This is a genomic window from Streptomyces sp. NPDC020742 (genome assembly GCF_040641675.1).
Lineage (GTDB): Bacteria > Actinomycetota > Actinomycetes > Streptomycetales > Streptomycetaceae > Streptomyces.
The window spans coordinates 1-19,784 of record NZ_JBFAEA010000025.1; the positions used below are offsets into that span (position 1 = coordinate 1).

At 72.1% G+C, this 19,784-nt stretch carries 11 protein-coding genes; 1 reads left to right on the forward strand and 10 read right to left on the reverse strand.

The window, feature by feature from the left end; all coding sequences use genetic code 11:
* The 10 genes from AB0G84_RS29785 to AB0G84_RS29830 form a co-directional block, all read right to left on the reverse strand.
* Positions 1-4,140: amino acid adenylation domain-containing protein (locus AB0G84_RS29785; RefSeq protein WP_361327469.1), on the reverse strand; the 4,140-nt coding region annotated here is incomplete at its 3' end.
* A 130-nt stretch (positions 4,141-4,270) separates the two neighbouring features.
* Positions 4,271-5,188: an ornithine carbamoyltransferase gene (locus AB0G84_RS29790; RefSeq protein WP_361327472.1), complete on the reverse strand. Its 918-nt coding sequence runs from the start codon at positions 5,186-5,188 to the stop codon at positions 4,271-4,273.
* A gap of 12 nt (positions 5,189-5,200) precedes the next feature.
* Positions 5,201-8,053, reverse strand: coding sequence for an amino acid adenylation domain-containing protein (locus AB0G84_RS29795; RefSeq protein WP_361327475.1), 2,853 nt, complete (start codon positions 8,051-8,053; stop codon positions 5,201-5,203).
* Entirely contained in the window at positions 8,050-9,546 is a 1,497-nt protein-coding gene (gene argH, locus AB0G84_RS29800; RefSeq protein ID WP_361327478.1) for an argininosuccinate lyase, read from the reverse strand. The genes AB0G84_RS29795 and argH overlap by 4 nt, the downstream gene beginning before the upstream one ends.
* Positions 9,543-10,784 (reverse strand): ATP-grasp domain-containing protein, encoded by a 1,242-nt coding sequence (locus AB0G84_RS29805; protein ID WP_361327481.1) that lies wholly within the window; start codon positions 10,782-10,784, stop codon positions 9,543-9,545. Before AB0G84_RS29805 ends, argH begins: the two co-directional genes overlap by 4 nt.
* The gene (locus AB0G84_RS29810) at positions 10,781-11,839 is read right to left on the reverse strand and encodes a cysteine synthase family protein (protein ID WP_361327484.1); all 1,059 of its coding nucleotides are present in this window, start codon (positions 11,837-11,839) and stop codon (positions 10,781-10,783) included. Before AB0G84_RS29810 ends, AB0G84_RS29805 begins: the two co-directional genes overlap by 4 nt.
* A 25-nt stretch (positions 11,840-11,864) precedes the next feature.
* Positions 11,865-12,614, reverse strand: a complete 750-nt coding sequence (locus AB0G84_RS29815; RefSeq protein WP_361327487.1) for a hypothetical protein — start codon at positions 12,612-12,614, stop codon at positions 11,865-11,867.
* Positions 12,615-12,816: 202 nt separating this feature from the next.
* Positions 12,817-15,834, reverse strand: a complete 3,018-nt coding sequence (locus AB0G84_RS29820) for a condensation domain-containing protein (protein ID WP_361327490.1) — start codon at positions 15,832-15,834, stop codon at positions 12,817-12,819.
* Positions 15,835-16,097: 263 nt separating this feature from the next.
* A complete protein-coding gene (locus AB0G84_RS29825; RefSeq protein ID WP_361327493.1) occupies positions 16,098-17,888 on the reverse strand; it encodes a phosphatidylglycerol lysyltransferase domain-containing protein in 1,791 nt (596 codons plus the stop codon).
* 225 nt (positions 17,889-18,113) lie between these two features.
* The gene (locus AB0G84_RS29830) at positions 18,114-18,443 is read right to left on the reverse strand and encodes a hypothetical protein (RefSeq protein WP_361327496.1); all 330 of its coding nucleotides are present in this window, start codon (positions 18,441-18,443) and stop codon (positions 18,114-18,116) included.
* A gap of 59 nt (positions 18,444-18,502) precedes the next feature.
* Between AB0G84_RS29830 and AB0G84_RS29835 the strand changes: the two genes are divergently transcribed.
* On the forward strand, positions 18,503-19,633 hold the full coding sequence (locus AB0G84_RS29835) for an FAD-dependent monooxygenase (protein ID WP_361327499.1): 1,131 nt from the start codon (positions 18,503-18,505) through the stop codon (positions 19,631-19,633).
* Positions 19,634-19,784: the final 151 nt, after the last annotated feature.

The following is a 19,784-nucleotide window of genomic DNA, read 5'->3' on the forward strand; positions in this document are numbered from 1 at the left end:
GCCGACCAGGTCGGTGAGTCCTTCGTCGGTGCGGCCGGCGACGGGGACGCCCACGGGTATGTCGGTGCCGGCGCCCACGCGGTTGAGCAGTGCGGTGAAGGCGGCCTGGACGACCATGAAGACACTGACGCCGCACGCACGGGCCAACTCCGCGACCTGCCGGTGCGTGTGCTCGTCGAGCCGTAGGGGGACCACTCCGCCGCGGTGGCTGGGTGTCGCTGGGCGGGGACGGTCGAGGGGGAGGGTCAGCAGGTCGGGGCTGTGGTGGAGTTGCTGTCGCCAGTAGGAGAGTTGGCGGGCGGCGAGGCTGTCGGGGTCGTCCTCGTGTCCGAGGAGTTCGCGTTGCCAGAGTGCGTAGTCGGCGTACTGGACAGGCAGCGGCTCCCAGTCGGGCTGCTCGCCGGCGCATCGGGCGGCGTAGGCCTGGGAGACGTCGCGAACGAGGGGAGCCAGGGACCATCCGTCACAGGCGATGTGGTGGATCACCAGCAGCAGCACATGCTCGGTGTCGGAGAGCGCGAACAGCCTGGCCCGCAGCGGGAGATCCGCCGACAGGTCGAAACCGCGACCACCCTCGGCGGTCAGCAGCCCGGCCAGCTCCTCCTCACCGGCGACCGGCAGCACCCGGAAGTCCATCGCCAGCTCGGACGCGTCCACGATCCGCTGAACCGGCTCGCCGTCGACCGCGGCGACGAGCGTGCGCAGGCTCTCGTGGCGCAGGACCACATCCTGGAGTGCCGCGCGTAACGCATCGCGGTCCAATGCCCCCGACAGGCGTAGGGGCATGGCCATGTTGTAGGTGCCGCTGATTCCTTCCAGGCCGGAGAGGAACCACAGTCGTTGCTGTGCGAAGGAGACCGGCAGGACTTCCGGTCTGGGGGTGGTGGCGGTCAGGGCCGGGCGGGTGCCGGCGCCCGCTTCGACGAGGGTGGAGAGTGCGGCCACGGTCGGTGACTGGAACAGGGCCCGTACGGGTACGTCCACGCCGAACACTCCGCGGATGCGGCTGATCAGCCGGGTCGCCAGCAGTGAATGCCCGCCCAGTGCGAAGAAGTCGTCATCGATGCCCACGCGGGACGCACCCGACGTACCCGATGCGCCCGACGTACCCGATGTGCCCGTTGTGCCGTGTGCGCCGTGCAGTCCCAGGACTTCGGCGAACAGGCCGCAGAGGATCTCTTCGCGCGGGTTGCGTGCGGTACGTCCTCCGATGGCGCTGGCATGGTCCGGTGCCGGGAGGGCTCGTCGGTCCAGCTTGCCGTTGCCCGTGAGCGGGAGGGCGTCCAGCACCATGAACGCCGAGGGCACCATGAAGGCCGGTAGCGCCCCTGCCGCGAAGGTCCGCAGCTCGGCGACGTCCAAGGCGTCCCTGGTATCCGCAGCGTCCACGGCATCCCCGGCGGTGGGGACCACGTACCCCACCAGCCGGCGGTCCCCGGCGCGGTCTTCGCGTACCACCACGGCGACTTGGCCGACGTCCGGGTGTCGGGACAGGACGGCTTCGATCTCGCCGGGTTCGATGCGGAAGCCGCGGATCTTCACCTGGTCATCGGCGCGTCCGAGGAATTCCAGTTCGCCGGTGGGCGACCAGCGCGCCACATCGCCGGTGCGGTACATCCGTGCACCGGAGCCCGTGAAGGGGTCGGCCACGAAGCGTTCGGCGGTCAGGCCCGGACGCCCGAGGTAGCCCCGTGCCAGCCCCGCACCCGCCACGAACAACTCACCGGCCACCCCCACCGGCACCGGACGCAGACCCGCATCCAGCACATAGACCCTGAGGTCGGGAAGGCCGACGCCGATGACGCTGCCCGGGGTGCCGGCGGCGTCGTCCTCGGTCAGCGGGCGATGGGTGACGTGCACGGTCGTCTCGGTAATGCCGTACATGTTCACCAGCGCGGGTGCGTCGTCGGCGTGCCGGGCGTACCACGGGGCCAGCTTGGCGGGCTCCAGGGCCTCCCCGCCGAAGATCACGTACCGCAAGGTGAGGGCGGCGTCGCTGTGCTCCTGGTCCGCCTGGATGAGCTGGTAGAAGGCGGACGGGGTCTGGTTGAGCACGGTGACCCGGTGGGCGGCCAGCAGCTTGCGGACCTCCGCCGGTGAGCGGCTGGTGTCGTAGGGGACCACGACGAGACGTCCGCCGGTGAGCAGGGATCCCCAGATCTCCCACACCGAGAAGTCGAAGGCGTAGGAGTGAAAGAGCGTCCAGACGTCGTCCGGCCCGAAGCCGAACCAGTGTTCCGTGGAGCGCAGCAGGCGGATGACGTTGCGGTGCGGGACGACCACGCCCTTCGGCCGGCCGGTGGAGCCCGAGGTGTAGATCACGTAGGCGGCCTGGTCGGGGGACCGCCGGACGTCCGGCCGGGTGGCGGGCCGGCGGTCGAGGTCCGCGGTGACCGCGTCGTCGTCGAGGCGTACGGGCTCGGTGGCCGCCGGCAGCCGGGACGCCGTGGAGCCGTCGGCCAGCACCACGACCGGCCCGGTGTCGGCCAGCATTCCGGCGATCCGCTCCGCCGGGTAGTCCGGGTCGAGGGGCAGGTAGGCCGCGCCCGACTTCAGGACGGCCAGGATCGCCACGACCTGCTCGGCCGAGCGTGCCAGGGCCAGGGCGACGAACCGCTCGGGTCCCGCGCCGCGCTCGATGAGGTGGTGCGCCAGCCGGTTGGCCCGGGCGTCCAGCTCCCGGTACGTCAGCCGGACGTCCTCGAAGACCAGCGCGGTCGCGTCGGGGGTCCGCCCGGCTTGGGCCTCGAACAGCTCGGTGATCGTGCGGCGTTCCTCGTCGTACGCCGTCCCGGGCTGCCGAGCGGCTCCGCTCCACTCCTCGAGGACCTGGTGCCGCTCGGCGGCCGAGAGCAGCTCGACCTCGCCGACCGCACGTCCCGGGTCCTGCGCGAAGCGCCTCAGGAAGTCGAGGAAGCGACGCTGGTGCGCCGCCACGTCGTCGGCGGTGTATCCGGCGCGGTTGCCCTTGAAGTCGAAGCGCAGGCCGCTCTCGTCGGGCAGGACGGTGACGTCCACGGACAGGTCGGGGACCGGTCCGGCGAACACCGGGGACAGGGTGCCCTCGCAGTCGCCGAACGGAAGCCTCCCGGCGATCGGCATGATGTTGATCCGCGGCCCGCCGGTGTGCTGCGGCCAGTCCTCCCGGGCCCCTCTCAGGTCCCGGCGGATGTCCTCGGGGCGGTAGCGCTGGTGGCGGAGCAGCCGGCGCACCTCTCCGGACACCGCACGGACGCATGCGCTGACCGTTGCCCCGGGGTCGACGGTCAGGAGGAGCGGCAGCACGTTGGACATCATGCTGGGGGTGCGCCGGCTCACCGCGCCGCTGCGCGCCGCCACCGGGAACTCGACCGTGACGTCGGTCGATCCGGTGAGGCGGTGGAGGTAGACCGCGTAGGCGGCGGTGAGCAGGCCGGACCAGGTGGACCTTTCGGCGCGCGCGGTGACGGCGAGCCGCCGGAAGTCCTCCTGCGACAGGTACCCCGTGGACTGGTGGATGTCGCCGTCGCTGGCGCGCCCGGTCTTCCCCGAGAGGGTGGCCGGGGCCGGTGCGTCGACCAGCCGCCCCCGCCAGAACTCCCGGTCCTCCTGGAACCGGTCGCTGGCCCGGTAGGCGGTGTCCTCCTCCAGGACGTCCTGCAACGCCAGGAAGGGGGACGGCTCCGGCTCGTCACCCTTGCACAGCGCGGCGTAGACCTGGGAGATGCGCTCGACCACCATCGGGGCGCTGAACCCGTCGCAGAACAGGTGGTGGCCGTGGAGGACGAGCACATGGTGGTCGGCCGCCAGCCGGAACAGGGCCACTTCGGAGGAGAGGTCCGACAGGTCGACCCGCCGCCTCCGCCGCGCTTCCGTCAGCTCGCGCACCGCCCGCACCGGGGATTCCTCGGCGCTGACATCGGTCATCCGCACCGGGAACGCATCGAGCGGCCGGACGGTCTGCAGCGGGCCGTGCTCGCCCTCGACCAGGACGGTGTGGAGGGTCTCCGCCTCCCGGAAGGCCTGGTGCGCGGCCCGCTCCAGCAGCGGGACGTCGAGCCGGCCGCGGAGGGCCAGTTCGTAGCAGACGTTGAATCCGTTGTCCTCCGGAGTCACCTGCTGGGCGAGCCAGACGCCCATCTGGGCCGATGACAACGGCATGGTTCGACGGAGCTGTTCCTGCATGACGGTGACGTCCCCCCTGCGCATACTGACAACGTGCTGAGGCGGCCCGATCCCGGGCCGTCCTGTGGTGCCGTGCTCCGCGCCGGTCGCGGAGCGGATCGGTGTGCTACTCGGCCGCACACCATTCGAGGACGGCCATGGCGGAGGTCATCTTGTGGAACGCCTGCCGCCAGGCCCGGCTGCGTGGGCCGTCCAGCACCTCATCGACGACCTCCTCGCCCCGCATGGCCGGCAGGTCGTGCAGGAAGATCGTGTGCGGTGCGCTCAGGCGCTCCAGGAGGTCGGACGTCACCCGGTACGGCAGGAAGTCGGCCCTCCAGTCGGCGTTCTCCTTCTGCACGCCCATGGTCTGCCAGCGCGCCGTGTACACGGCGTCCACCTGGCGGTCGACCGCCGCGAGGTCGTGCAGCTGCTGCACGCCGGCCGCCCCGTCGCCGAGCTTGTCCGCACGGGCCAGCAGCTCGTCGGGCAGCCCGTAGCCGGCCGGCGTCACCACGGTCAGCCGGAAGTCGGGGACCAGGGCGGTCGCCAGCGCCAGCGCCGCGGCGGTGCTGTTGCCCTCGCCGACGTACAGCAGCTCGCGCCCGGCCAGGCTGCCGAACTCCTCGGTGAGCAGGGCGAGATCGGCGAGTGCCTGGGTGGGGTGTTCATCGGTGCTCAGCGCGTTGACCACGCTCAGCGCGCCGCTGCTGGCGAGCAGCCGCATCTCCTCGACGTCGTCGTTGGTCCGCGCCACCAGGATGTCCAGGTAGTTGCCCAGCACCCGGCCGGTGTCCTCGAGGGACTCGCCGGTCACCAGCTGGAGTTCGTCCGGACCGTAGCCGATGGTGTGGGCGCCGAGCCGTGCGGCCGCCGACCAGAACGCGGTGCGGGTGCGCGTGGACGAGCGCCGGAAGTAGATGCCGACGGACTTTCCGGCGAGGGTCTGCTCCGGCCGGTCCGTCGCGCCCAGCTCGACTGCCCGGGCGACCAGGCCGGCGAGGGTGCCGGCGTCGAGCTCGGTGAGGGACAACAGGCTCTTCATCACTGCTTCCTTTCAGGAGTGCGTTACGGGGAGGCGGCCGGACAGCTGTGCCAACTTCCGTCGGTCCAGGCGGCCGTTGGGGGTGAGCGGCAGCGGAAGTGCCTTGCGGTCGACCTTTCCGGTCGGGGCGAGCGGAATGCGCTGCAGCGGAATGACGAGGGAGGGGATCATGTAGGAGGGCAGCCGGTCGGTCAGGAAGGCGCGCACCTCGCCGGGGGTCGGCGGGGCGGCCCCCTCGTCGGGCACCAGGTAGGCGATGAGCTGCGGCCCGCTCCCGGCGATCTCCCGGGCCACCACCAGCGCGGCGCTGACCGCGGGGTGGGCGCGCAGCGCGGACTCGACCTCACCGAGTTCGATCCGGAAGCCGCGGATCTTCACCTGGTCGTCGACCCGGCCGAGGAACTCCAGCGACCCGTCCGCACGGAAGCGCGCGAGGTCGCCGGTGCGGTAGAGCCGGCCCGGCCCGAACGGATTGGGCAGGAAACGCGTGGCGGTCAGCCCGGGCCTGCCCAGGTACCCCAAGGTGACGCCGTCCCCGCCGATGAAGACCTCGCCGGGCACCCCGGAGGGAACCGGACGCAGGTGGTCGTCCAGGAGGTACATCGTGGAGTTCTCGATCGGCGTGCCGAGCGGGACGACGCCGTCGGACAGGTCGTCCGGGACCACCTGGACGGCGTTCCACACGGTGGTTTCGGTGGGCCCGTACACCTGCATCAGCCGGGCCGGAGCGGACGCGTCCCGCACCCGCGCGACCGCCTCGGGGTTGGCCTGCTGCCCGCCGAACAGCAGCACCCGTAGCCCGGCCGCGAAGTCCGGCACCTCCAGGGAGAGCTGCTCCAGCAGCGCCGCCGTCATGTACATCACGGTCACACCGGAGGTGCGCAGGGCGCGGGCGAGAGCGCCCGACGACAGCAGCACGTCCTTCGGGATCACCACCAGCCGGGCACCGTGGGTCAGCGCCACCCAGCACTCGAAGGTCAGCGCGTCGAACGACGGGCTCGACGCCAGCGCCACCACATCGTCCGGGCCGGGCCGGAGGTAGCCCACATTGCCCGCGAACCACGTCAGCGCCGCATGCGGCACCACGACGCCCTTGGGCGTGCCGGTCGACCCCGAGGTGTACACCAGGTACGCGCTGCTGTCGGGCAGCGCCCGGCCCGCCGGCTCGAACTCCGCGCCGGCCGGCCGGTCCGTGCCCTCGCCCGGCACCGTGCCGTCCGGCGCCAGCACGAGGACCGACCGGTCGGCCGTGTCCGGCAGGTGTCCGGCGGTCCGTGGTTCGGCCAGCACCAACCGGGTCCGGGTGTCGTCCATCATCAGGCGCAGCCGCGACTGCGGGTAGGCGGGGTCCAGCGGCAGATAGCAGCCCCCGGCCTTGAGCACCGCGACCATCGCCACGACGAGTGCGGCCGACCGCTCGAAGCAGGTGCCCACGGTGTGCTCCGCCGCGATCCCGCGCTCGACCAGCAGCGCGGCCAGCGCCGAGGACCGCTCGTCCAGCTCGGCGTAGGTGAGCGTCAGCGCACCGTCCTGCACGGCGACGGCGTCGGGTTGCCGCTGCACCCATGCGGTGAAGCGGTGCAGCACGGTGCCGGCCCGGTCGTACGGGGCCTGCGTGTCGTTGAACCGCCGTACCAGGTCCTCGTGTTCGGCGGCGTCCAGCAGGTCGAGTGAGCCCAGCGGCACCGCGTGCCGGCCCTCGTCGGCGAGCACGCCCAGCAGCTGCACGTACTGGCGGGCGAGCTGCCCGGCGGCCTCGTCGGAGACCGCCGCGGGGTCGTAGCGCAGTTCACCGCGGAACTCCCGGCCACCGCGCAGGCCGAGGCTCAGTGCGCAACCGGCCTCCGTCCCCGCCGATGCCAGCACGGACACCCCGGGCATACCGGGTCCGGAGAACAGCGCCTCCGGTACCTCCACGAACTCCACCACGGAGTCGAACAGGGGGTGCCCGGACGCGCCGCACTGCCGGATGTACGACAGCGGGGCGGGCCGCTCGGCGTTCCGCTGCGTCGCGAACTCCCGCAGCCAGTCGCCCAGCCGGACGTCCGGGGCGACCCGGGTGCGCACCGGGACCGTACCGGCGAGGGAGCCGACCATGGCCGATGCGCCCGGCACCTCGGGCCGGCGCCCGCTGCGGACCGCGCCGAAGACCACGTCCTCGCCCTGCGCGTAGAGGCTCAGCAGGAAGGCCCAGGCCGCCTCGGCGAGCACCGCCGGGGCGGGTGCACCGGCCTGCTCCGGAGCGGTCAGGCGGGCGGCGAGCCCGGCGGGAAGGGCCAGCGGCACCGCCGCGGTGCCCTCCGCCGTCGCCCGCCCACTCGCCAGCCTGACCTCCGTGGGCGTCTCGGCACCCGCCAGGCGCCGGCGCCAGAACCGCCCGGCCGCCTGAAGGTCCTGCCGCTCCTGCCACGCCAGGTACCCCTCGCGGGACACCGGCTCGGTCGGGGGCGCGCCGGCCAGGCAGGACAGCACCCGGTGGAGCAGCAGGTCCGCGCTCCACGGGTCCAGCTGCATCCGGTGGTAGGTCCAGCAGAGCTGGTGGGAGGCCGGACCGCAGCGGACGAGCGCCACGGCCATCGGGCCGGTCGCGCCCTCGGTCACCCTCGCCCGCTGTTCGGCCAGCAGGTCGTGGACCACCCGCAGCCGTTCCTCCTGGGTGCCCTGCGGTACGTCCCTGAGGTCCACCCGGACCTCGCCGATGCCGGGTACGTCATGGTGCCCGGCCACCTCCCGCCAGGCGTCGGCGAACGCCTCCGCGTCCAGGGGGCCGTCCAGCAGGTACCGGTCCTGACGGACGTGGCGGCCGGGATCCTGCGCCGCCGCGGCCGCCATGTCCTGCTGGGCCCAGGTGTGCCGCCCGGTCATCCCCGCAACACCTCCTCGACCGACGCCTGCAACTCCGAGGCGGCCGCGGCCCACCGCTGCCGGCGCTCCGCGGAGCGCTGCCGCAGTCGGGCCAGTTCGGCCTCCAGCGCCCGCAGTGTCTCGTCCATCGCCTTCGGGCCGGGGCCGCCGCCGAACTCGGCGGCGGACACGACGGCTTCGGGGGAGAGCGCGCCGGGGGCCAGCCCCGCGTGCGCGGACCGCCCGGCGAAGTACTCGCTCGCCACGTCATCGAGCGGCCGCCGGCCGGCCAGGCCGTCGAGGACCAGCCTGCCGACCTCATGGTGCGCGGTCCGGAACGGCATCCCCTCGGACACCAGGTGTTCCGCAAGGCGGGTCGCCGCGGTGTATCCGGCGGTCGCGCGCTCCGTCATCCGGTCCGGCACCGGACGGGCGCCGTCGGTGAACAGCCGCAGCAGCACCACCGCCTCGACGCTGTTGCGCAGCGCGGGCCACAGGTGGCTCACCGCCTCGGTGCCGACCGCGATCGCGTTGGTGTAGCCGGCGGTGAGCATGGCGGAGGCCGCACCGACGAAGCCGCCGATCGGTGCCGCCGCCTTGCCCTGGATGTGCTCCAGCACGAAGGGGTTGCGCTTCTGCGGCATCATCGAGCTGGACCCGACCAGGTCGTCCGGGACGAACAGCAGCCCGGACTCCTCCGTGGTCCACACCGAGAGGTCCTGCGCGGCCCTGGCGACCGTCACCCCGAGCACCCCGAGAGCCGACAGCAGCCGCAGTACGAAGTCCCGGGACGCCACCGCGTGCACCGAGTTGGTCACCGGTGCGCAGAAGCCGAGCAGCCTGGTGGTGCGGTGCTGGTCGACCGCCACCGACGTCCCCCCGACCGCGCCGGCGCCCAGCGGATTGACCTCCATCTCCGCACCGGCGTGCAACAGGCCGTCCAGCCCGCGCAGGACGGCGGTGGCCAGGCCGGCCAGGTAGTGGCCGTAGGTGATGGGCACGGCCGGCTGCCGGTGGGTGTACGCGGGCATCACCACGTCCCGGTGCTCGGCCGCGCGGGTGTGCAGCACCGTGGCGAGGCGCTCGGTCTCCGTCAGCAGCGCGGCACAGGGGCGCCGCATGCGGAGCCGGATCGTGGTCGCGTTGAGGTCGTTGCGGGACCGGCCGGTGTGCAGGACGCCGCCGACCTCCGCACCGAGCTTCTCGATGAGGTAGGACTCGTAGCTCATGTACAGGCCGCGGGGTGCCGGGCGGTTGTGCAGCTCGGCGAAGCCGCTCGCGCGCAGCGCGGCGATCTCGCCGAGCAGCAGGCGGACCGTGCCGATGTCCGCGATGCCCTGCTGCGCCAGCATCAGTAGGTGGGCGCGGTCCACCTCCGTGATGGCGTCCAGCTCCGGGCCGGGGCCGAAGTCGTCATCGGCCTGGCCGGCGCTGAAGAGGATCCGCTGCGCGGTCTCGGACAGCGGTGTGGTGAGCCTGCCGGTGTCCACTTCCGAAGGGCTGTTGGTGCTCATGCCTGCTTCCTGTCCTCGTCGTACCGCAAGGTCGCTCGGAGCCGGTCGATTCCGGCTTCCGCCGCGGCGCCGGCCTCGTCCGGGTCGTCCGCCACCGCCGTGACGTGACCCAGCCGGTCCCGGAAGTCCACCGGCGGGCCCGCCGCCGCGCCCGTCGCCCGGTACAGGGCCGCGTCCACCACCCCGGGCACCGCATGCGCACCGCGCACCGCCTCCTCCGGGCGTCCGACCGTGCAGGGCCCGTCGGCGGTGAGGAACCGGATCGCGGAGTGGCGTCGGTGGCGGGGCTCCGTCGCCACCGCATCGCCCAGGGCCGCACCGATCTGCGCCTGCACCAGGTCCACGCCGAGGGCGTGTCCGACCAGGTCGGGGATCCGGCCGCCGGCCAGCCGCGGGTTCACCTCGACGACATGGCCCCGGCCCCCGTCCAGCCTGATCTCGGTGTGCGACGCCCCCCAGCCGAGTCCGAGCGCCCGTACGGCCCGCTGGGCGAGGGAGCCGAGCAGGTCACGCTCCTCGGGCCGGAGCCCGGCGGGTACGTCGTGCCCGAGCTCGACGAAGTGCGGCAGCGGACCGATGTGTTTGCGCACGACCGTGACCACCCGCGACCCGAACATCTCCACCGAGAACTCCCGGCCGCGCACATACGACTCGACGAGCACCTCGCGGGGCAGGCTCATGCCGCGCTCATTGGTGGTGTGCGCGAGCAGCTCCGCGGCGTGCTCGGCCACCGCGCGCTCGTCCGCGCACAGCCGCACCCCGAGGCTTCCCGAGCCCAGCACCGGCTTGACCACGACCGGCAGGCCGAGCCGCGTCGCCGCCGAGGCCGCCTCGGCCTCCGAGGTGACGACCTCGAAGGCGGGTACCGGCACCCCGGCCTCGTGCAGCACCCGGCGCTGCGCACCCTTGTTCCGGCACCGGGACACCTGCTCCGGGGCCGGCCCGGGCAGGCCGAGCGAGCGGGCGACCGCGGCGGCCGTCGGGACGTAGTACTCGGAACTGGACGTGACGCCCCGCACCGTGCCGTCCCGCTGCAGCTCGGCGGCGACCCGCAGCACCTCTTCGGTGACCGAGGTGTCGGCGACGATGTGCCGCAGGCCGTCCGCGCGCACGTACGGATAGCGGTCGGGGTCGGTGGTCACCAGCACCGGAACGGCGCCCAGCGACGCCGCCCGGCGGGCGAACTCCCGCCCCGTGCCGGTGGTGTTGCTTTCGACGAACAGCACCAGGTCGCTCATATCGCCGCTCCCGACGCCAGCAGGCCGCTGCCGGAGGAGTGCCCGGGCAGCACCTCCGCGAGGGTCCGCCGCCTCCACTCCAGGTACGACCAGCCGGTCCCGGCGGAGCCGGGGTCGCCGACCTGCTGCGGACGGTCGGGGAGCGCGTCCTGCCACGCGCCGCTCGCCCGCAGCCAGTCGTCGGAGTAGACCGTGTCCTGGTAGCGGTAGCCCTCGTCCGGCATCAGCACCACGACCTTGGCGTCGGGATGGCGGGCGGCCCACCACTTCGCGACCAGATACGCCGCGCCGCTGGTCGGTCCCATGAACAGGCTCCGGGTTCCGTGGAGTTCACGCGTGGCGCGGAAGGTCTCGGCCGCGTTGACCCAGTGGACCTCGTCGTACGCGTCGTGCTGGACGTTGGCCGGCATCAGGCTGTTGCCGAGGCCGCGGACGAGGCGCGGTGCGTCCGGCATGCCGAAGATCACGCTGCCGTGGGTGTCCACGCCGACGAGCCGCATGTCCGGTTCGGTGAGCCGCAGGAACGAGGCCATCCCGCCGGTGGAACCGCCGGAGCCCACCGGGCCGACCAGGCAGTCGGCGCCGCCCAAGGTGGCGGTGATCAGCTCGGCCGCGCTTCCGTAGGCGTGCGGGTTGTCCTTGTTGTCGTACTGCCCCGGGACGAAGTGGTCCGGATACTGCTCACACACCTCCGCCACCCGGTTCAGCCGGGCGCGCTGGTAGCCGCCGGTCTCGCCGACCGACTCCACGATCTCCACCTCGGCGCCGAGGCCGCGGAGCCTGGCCCGCAGGTTCTTGTCGATCGCCGGATCGCCGACGATCCGCAGCCGGTAGCCGCGCATCCTGCACACCATGGCGAGCCCCAGACCGAACGTCCCGGACGAGGTCTCGATGACCGTGGTCCGCGGATTCAGCGCTCCGCTCGCCTCCGCCCGGTCGATCATGAAGCGCGCGGGCAACAGCTTCATCAGACTGAACACCGCGCCGTAGAGGTTGTCTTCGAGCCGGATGATCCGTGGTAATTCGGTGGCTTCTACGATGGATTGGTACAGCATGGGTCAACTCCCCCGGAACGGAACGCTATTTGTCCGTACGAAAACGCCATGTCGTGGTGATGCCATGGCGGGTGAGCAAGGCGCTGGCCGCTTCGGCCCGCTCTTCCACATTCGGGTCCTCGGCGTCGAACAGCAGACCGGCCACATCTCCGCTGTGCGCCACCTGGACCCCTACTCCTCCGGCCTGCCGTGCGAGTTCCTCCAGGCAGTCGAAGTCCTTGACCGGCAGATGACGCTGATTGAGCCGCGCGCTCGCGGTGGCCACTCTCCCCAGCATCTCCGGATCGACGTTCCGTACCGCGTTGCGCAGCATGGCGCGCAGGGTCCGGAACGCCTCGATCTCCCAGGACGAGTACCGGGCGGGAGGTAGCGCCAGCGTGTCCACGCCCCGACCGTCGGAGCTCGTGCCGAAGCCGATGACCTCCAACGGCGCCAACCGGCCCTCGAACTCCTCGATGACCCCGCCCTCGCGGTGGGCGAACAGGGCCACCCGGTCCCCCAGCATCAGTGAGTCCGAGGCCTGTTCGGCCTCCACCGCGAGTCGGGAGACCACCGGGGTCGGTAGGGCGGCGCCCACGGCGTCCTGCACCGCCGCCATCGCTGCGAGCACATCGCAGGTGGACGAACCGAAGCCACGGCCGGGCGGGATGTCCTCCCGGATCAGCAGGTGACCGCCGAGGTCGGGACTGCCCAGCTCGCGCAGTGCCAGTACGGCCGCACGGTGCGCCTTGGCCTTCCACGCGGGCTCCACGGTGACGGCCGTCGCGTCCGTCACCGTGAACGACGCCTGCGAGCAGTGGAGGCTGCACGGAACCGACACCAACCCGCGCTTCAGCGAGCGGCCTTCGGCAAACACCCCTTGCAGGAACTCGCCATGATGCGCTGCCGTCCACCCCTTTCCCGCCCGTAACGGCTCGTTCTCAGCGCGCTGGCCGACCCGAGTCTTCATGTCCCCGTTTCCCGTCGGTGCGCGTTGGTCAAGGCTGTTCCGCGAGCCATGCCGCCATGGTCTGCCCGATCACTTCGAGTGGCTCGGGCCGCATCATGTCCTTGTGCAGGCACGGGACATCGTGGTTGTGGAGGCGGCCGGTCACATGGGGCCGCCACTCGTCCACCGTGCCGATGTCGTCCTCGGCCGCGGTGAAGAACACCACGTCGCCGTCGAAGCGCCCGGGCCGGTGCGCGTTGAGCAGGTTCACATTGTTGGTCTGCACGGTGGCGATGGCCTGCACCCGGCCTTCGGTGAGTCCCGGGAAGCCGGTGCCCTGAGCGGCCAGGATCTCGCCGACCCGCTGAGTGCTCAGCGGGCCGTCGGCCTCGGGCGCGTCCTGCCCGAAGAAGTCCAGGATCGTCCGCAGGACCTCCTGCTCACCGATCTCGACCCGCTCCGGCTCGTCGTCCGGCCCGACCGGATAGGCATCGAGCAGGGCGAGCGTCGCCACCTCTTCCCCGGCCTCCCGCAGCCGGATGGCCATCTCCTGGGCGACCACCCCGCCGAACGACCAGCCGAGCAGGTGGTAGGGGCCGTGCGGCTGGACGGCCCGGAGGTGGTCGACATAGGCCGCGGCCATCGCCTCGACCGTGGCGGCCGGTTGCCGGACGCCGTCCAGACCGTGTGCCTGGAGGGCGTGGAGCGGCCGGTCGGGGTCGATGTGCCGGAGCAGTCCGGAGTAGGCCCAGCCGATGCCCGCCCCGGGGTGGACGCAGAACAGCGGCAGCTTGTTGCCGGTGGCGCGCAAGGGGATCAGCGGTCGGAGCGGATCGTCGTCCGCCGTCCTCTGCAGGTGCTCGGCCAGGGCCGCGGGTGTCGGGGCCTTGAAGAGCGCCTGGAGGGACAGCTCCACGCCGACCTGCTCGCGGACGCGGCTCAGCAACCGCATACCGAGCAGCGAGTGGCCGCCCAGGTCGAAGAAGTCCTCCCAGTCCTCGACCTCGTCCATGCCGAGGACCTCGGCGAAGATCTCGCACAGCGCGGCCGTCCGCTCGGCCTGGGCCTCCGGTGCGGCCTCGCCGCCCCCGCGTGGGCCGTCGGCGGGGAGGGGGAGCGCCGGCTGCCGGCCGGAGCCGACGGACAGGGCCGCCAGCGCCGCCCGGTCCGGTTCCCCGTCGGCCGTGACCGGCATCCGGTCCAGCGCGACCACGGCGGCCGGCACCATGAACTCCGGCAGGGCCTCCCGGGCGAATCCCAGCACCGCGCTCGGGTCGAGTGCCGCTCCGTCGACGGTGACGGCGAAGGCCACCAGATCGCGCTGCCCCGATGCCTCCTCCCGGACGGCCACGGCCACCGCGTCCAGGGCGGGGTGCCGGCGCAGTCCGGCTTCGACCTCGTCGGGATCGATCCGGAACCCGCCGACGGTGACCCGCCCTGCGGCCCGGCCCAGCGGCTGCAACCGCCCGTCCGCACGCCAGCGGGCGAGGTCCCCGGTGCGGAACATCCGGTCACCGCCGAACGGGCAGGCAACGGACGGCCCCAGGTCGACGCCGGTCACATACACCTCGCCGGCGACGCCGACGGGCACCGGCCGCAGGCCTTCGTCGAGCACGTACAGCCGGTCCGGGCCCGCCGGAACGCCGGTGGGCGTCCGGTGGTGCCTGCCCCAGGCTGCGACCGCCTCGCCGGACGTGCTCCACTCCTCGGTGATCCGCCGGCGCTCCTCGGGCGAGAGGTCCTCCACCTGACTGAGGCGCCTGCCCGGGTCGGTGAGGACCGCGGTGATCAGTCGTCGGAAGCGTTCTGTGAGGGCTTGGGCGGTGGTGTGGTCGAAGAGGTCGGTGGCGTACTCCAGCTCGCCGGTCAGGCCGGCGGGGGTGCCGTCGTCGGTGAGTCGTTCGTCCAGGGTCAGGCACAGGTCGAATTTGGCGGTGCCGTTGGGTGTGGGGTGGACGCTGACGTCCAGGCCGGGGAGCGGGAACCGTGTGACGGGGCTGCTCTGGAAGGCCAGCATGACCTGGAAGAGGGGGTGGTGGGCGGTGGAGCGGGTGGGGTTGAGGGCTTCGACGAGGCGGTCGAAGGGGAGGTCTTGGTGGTCGAGGGCGGCGAGGCTGGTGTCGCGGGTGCGGGTGAGTAGTTCGCGGAAGGTGGGGTTGCCGGTGAGGTCGTTGCGTAGGACGAGGGTGTTGACGAAGAAGCCGACCAGGTCGGTGAGTCCTTCGTCGGTGCGGCCGGCGGCGGGGACGCCGACGGGTATGTCGGTGCCGGCGCCCACGCGGTTGAGGAGTGCGGCGAAGGCGGCTTGGACGACCATGAAGACACTGACGCCGCACGCCCGGGCCAACTCCGTGACCTGCCGGTGCGTGTGCTCGTCCAGCCGCAGCGGCACCGCACCCCCGCGGTGGCTCGGCACGTCCGGACGCGGACGGTCCAGTGGCAGGGGCAGTACGGCGGGGACGCCGCTGAGCTGTGCCCGCCAGTAGGTGAGCTGCTGGCTGGCCAAGCTGTCCGGGTCGTTCTCCTGCCCGAGGAGTTCCCGCTGCCACAACGCGTAGTCCGCGTACTGCACCGGCAGCGGCTCCCAGTCGGGCTCGGTCCATGAGCAGCGGGCGGCGTAGGCCAGTGAGACATCCCGGACCAGAGGGTCCAGGGACCATCCGTCGCAGGCGATGTGGTGGATCACCAGCAGCAGCACATGCTCGGTGTCGGACACCGCGAACAGCCTGGCCCGCAGCGGGAGATCCGCCGACAGGTCGAAACCGCGACCACCCTCGGCGGTCAACAGCCCGGCCAGCTCCTCCTCACCGGCAACCGGCAACACCCGGAAGTCCATCGCCAGCTCGGACGCGTCCACGATCCGCTGAACCGGCTCGCCGTCGACCTCGGCGACGAGCGTGCGCAGGCTCTCATGGCGCAGCACCACATCGCATAACGCCGCCTGCAGAGCGTCGTGGTCCAACGCTCCGGATAATCGCAGCGGCATCGTCATGTTGTAGGTGCCGCTGATCCCTTCCAGCCTGGCCAGGAACCACAGCCGCTGCTGCGCGAACGACAGCGGAATCACAACATCCCCCCGAAACACGGAGGCCTCGGCACGGCCCCCGCCTTGTGTTGAGTTGTCGCTCAGCCCCTTGGTCAAGGGGGTCGAGCAGACCGAGAAACGCATGTTCGATCACTCGTCACACTACAACTCAGCAGCCACAGGCGGCACATGAATCTCTATATCCTCCCTCACACCAAACGACTGGTCGTGCCGGGCAGGGGCGGGGGACCGCGAGGCGGCGGTTCCTCGGTGAGGCGGGGGAAACCGGAGGGCGCGCGGTGGCGTCAGCCGTCCCGGCGCAGTCGGGCCAGGGGCGCCGGCGTCGGAATGAACCCCTCCGCGCGGGCGCTGGCCAGGCCGATGCGTACCAGCTGTGCGCCCTTCTCGAACAGCAGGAAGCGGGGCTCCCAGATCGGGCGGTACTTGGCGTTGGCCCGGTACAGCGACTCCAGCTGCCACCAGCGGGAGAAGAACAGCAGCGCCGACCGCCACATCCGCAGTACCGGCCCGGCGCCCAGCCGGGCACCCTCCTCGAAGACCGACCGGAACATCGCGAAGTTCAGCGACAGCCGCTCGATGCCGGCGGACTTTGCGTACTCGATCAGCTCGATGACCATGAACTCCATCAAGCCGTTGTCCGACGTCCGGTCCCGACGCATCAGGTCCAGCGAGAGCCCCTTGGGGCCCCATGGGACGAAGCTCAGCACGGCACGCCGTTCGCCCTCCGCATCGAAGCACTCCAGCATCGCGCACTGCCCGTCGGCCGGATCGCCGAGGCGGCCCAACGCGGTGGAGAACCCGCGCTCGGTCTGCCCGTCCCGCCAGCGGTCGGCCACCTCGATCAGCTCGGTCATCTCCTCCGCGGGGATCTCCGAGTGCTGCCGGATCCTGGTGGTGTGGCCGGCCCGCTTGACGCGGTTGCACGCCTGGCGCACCCCGCGCATCGCACGGCCGTCCAGGCTGAACTCGGCGGGCTCCACGACGGCCTCGTCGCCCATCTCCAGGGCGTCCATACCGTGCCGGGCATAGACCGCGCCGGCCTCCTCGCTGGCCCCCAACACGGCGGGGATCCAGGCGTGTTCGCGGGCCTCCGCCAGCCAGGCGTCGATCGCGCCGGGCCATGCCTCGATGTCGCCGATCGGGTCCCCGGAGGCCAGTGACACCCCGCCCACGACCCGGTAGGTGACGGCCGCCTTGCCGGACGGCGAGAAGATCGCCGACTTGTCGCGGCGCAGCGCGAAGTAACCCAGCGAGTCCCGCGCGCCGTGCTTGGCCCACAGGGCCCGCAGCCGGTCCTCGTCGTCCCGGCTCAGCAGCTCACGGCCGCGCGGCGAGCGGAACAGCGCATAGAGCACGGCCAGGAAGAGCAGCAGACCGGTCAGGTTGATGCCGACGCTCACCCAGCGGGAGACGTACAGCGTGCTGAAATCCGGGTCGCGGTTGAGGGTGGCCAGCCGCAGTGCCACGTACCACACCCGGTCGCCGACGCTGGCCCCGTTCGGCCCGGCGGCGGTCACCAGCGTGGTGCCGACCAGCACCGAGACCAGGGCGCCGGCGCCCAGCACCGCGAGCGCCAGCTGGGGGTTGGTCGGGTCGCCCTTGGCATGGAACTCCCGGCGCCCCAGCAGCGCGAAGACCAGCACCACCAAAGTGACCGACAGCGACACCCAGTTGAACGGGTGCTGCCGGTAGAAGTCCAGGCTCAGCGCCGACACCGCCAGCGCCGCGTACCCGCCGCACAGCAGCACGAAGACGGTCCAGGCGATCCGTTTCCGGCGGCTCAGCATCATCGACAGGAACAGGGCAGCGGCCGCCGAGCTGAACCCCGCGAAGAGCATGAACGGGGTGAACAGTTCACCGCTGTTGTGCGCCTCCACCTTCTCCCGCAGCGTGAACGACACCGCGGTCAGCAGGTTCACCGCCCCGACCAGCCGCAGGTACCAGATGGGTACGGCGGCGCTGCGCCGGGACAGCGGTGACCGGGGGCGGGGCCGCCGTGGCTGCGGGCGTCCGGCCCCCGCAGCGGTGCCCGTGCCGGCACCTAAGCCGTCCTTGTCCTTGACAGCGTTGCTCATCCACCACACCTCTCGGAGATCTCTTCCGGTCCGCTGGACAGGGGGCCGGCTCAAGAGGCGCGGCCCGCCGCGCGACCGGAGGCGTCCTGGGGCCTACGACGCCCCGCGCCAGGGAGCCGACGATACCGACCACGAGCGGGCCCGGGGCGTCATCCGCGGCTTTCGGCAACCGGGCCCGGCTCCGCCCGTACGGGGCGGCGTCCGGGCCCGGGGCAAGGGAGCCGGTCAGAAGTCCTCGGTCTTGCTGACCTTGAGGTCCTTGGGGACCGCGGGAAGCAGGCGCTGGTGCGAGGAGACCTCGGGGATCCTGCGCGGATCGGTGAAGGTCGCCCGCGGGGCCGGGCGGAAGGTGACGGTGGGGCCGCCCTTGGTGAGGTTGCCGCCCTTGGGCGCGAGGCCCGCCACGGCCGGCAGCCGGTAGGCGGAGGCCCGGTGCAGGGCCTGCTGGAGGAAGGACGCGGTCAGCTGGGCGGTCTGGGCGCGGGCCGCGGCCGTTTGGTGGCGATGGCTGCCGCGCCCACAGTGGTGAGGCAGGCCGCACTCTCCGTGCGGCACGGCGGCCGTGCACCTGCGGCACGGCCGGTTGTCCCCTCGCCGAAAGGCTCGCAACGCACATGGTTGAGTCAGCCGAGAACACCACCGTCGTCATTGTCGGCGCGGGAGTGGCCGGGCTCACGCTCGGCAACTTCCTCCTGCGCAGCGGCGTCAGCTGCACCATCGTTGAGAAGCACAGCCGCGCATACGTCGAGAAGCGGCAGCGTGCGGGTACCGTCGACAGCCGCGGAGTACGGATGTTCCGCGAGTGGGAGCTTGCGGACGTCGTGAAGGGCGGCTCCTCCCCGAAGGAGATCGCCGGCGGCACCTGTATCGACGGGGTCAGGTACCCCCTCGGGCTCGGAGACGACGACACCGACGCCTTCCTGGGGGCCGGCGGCGACCTGCGCTTCGAAGCGCTCGACGTCGGCCTGGAAGACCTCGACAGCGAGCGCCCCACGGTGCGCTACCGCAACCCTGACGGCTCGGCCACAACCGTCACCTGCGACTACGTCGCCGGCTGCGACGGTTTCCACGGCGTCAGCCGGGCCTCCGTCCCCGCCGAGGCGCTCACCCGCTACTCCCACGCGTACCCGTACTCCTGGCTCAGCGTCCTGGCCGAGGTGCCGGCTGCCCCCTTCGGCATGGCGATCCACGACCGCGGCCTGGCCGCACGGTTCCCCCGCGGTGCGGACGCCAGCCGCCTCTACCTCCAGTGCCCGGCAGGCGACACTCCCGAGCAGTGGCCGGACGAGCGCATCTGGAGCGAACTGCGATCCCGCTTCGGCGCCGACGTGCCCACCGGCCGCATCGTCGACAAGCGGATCGTGCCGCTGCGGTCCGTCGTCTTCAGCCCGATGAGCTACGGCCGCCTCCACCTGCTCGGCGACTCGGCCCACCTCGTCCCGCCGATGAGCGCCAAGGGCATCCACCTCGCCCTCCACGACACCGAGGTGTTCGCCCGCGCGATCATCGCGAAGGTCCAGGAAGACGACGCGAGTCTGCTCGACGGCTACTCCGACACCTGCCTGAACCACGTCTGGAACTACCAGGCCTACGCGATCTGGATCACTGATCTGATGCACGACGCCGGCGATGCCTCCTACCAGGGAGCCTTCCGTAAGCAGATCGCCCGAGCCGAACTGCAGCGCCTGATCGACTCTCCCACGGCCAGCCGCCTGTACGACGAACTCAGCGGCGGGCTGCTCTAGACGACATCCCCCCAGGCTGGCCTGAACGCTCTCAGCGCCAACAGCGGTACCGATGTTCCCCGAGGCCGGGCTTCCGGCGGAGGAGGAAGCGGAAGCCGGACCGCTGGTGCCCGTCGGGCCGGTCCGCCCCGCCACCGCGCTCCGGGGCGGC

What these genes read in the sequence shown, in the direction of transcription:
- AB0G84_RS29790 (WP_361327472.1), bottom strand. Translation starts at nt 5,188, where the DNA reads ATGAAGAGCCTGTTGTCCCTCACCGAGCTCGACGCCGGCACCCTCGCC.
- AB0G84_RS29795 (WP_361327475.1), bottom strand. Translation starts at nt 8,053, where the DNA reads ATGACCGGGCGGCACACCTGGGCCCAGCAGGACATGGCGGCCGCGGCG.
- argH (WP_361327478.1), bottom strand. Translation starts at nt 9,546, where the DNA reads ATGAGCACCAACAGCCCTTCGGAAGTGGACACCGGCAGGCTCACCACA.
- AB0G84_RS29805 (WP_361327481.1), bottom strand. Translation starts at nt 10,784, where the DNA reads ATGAGCGACCTGGTGCTGTTCGTCGAAAGCAACACCACCGGCACGGGG.
- AB0G84_RS29810 (WP_361327484.1), bottom strand. Translation starts at nt 11,839, where the DNA reads ATGCTGTACCAATCCATCGTAGAAGCCACCGAATTACCACGGATCATC.
- AB0G84_RS29825 (WP_361327493.1), bottom strand. Translation starts at nt 17,888, where the DNA reads ATGAGCAACGCTGTCAAGGACAAGGACGGCTTAGGTGCCGGCACGGGC.
- AB0G84_RS29835 (WP_361327499.1), top strand. Translation starts at nt 18,503, where the DNA reads ATGGTTGAGTCAGCCGAGAACACCACCGTCGTCATTGTCGGCGCGGGA.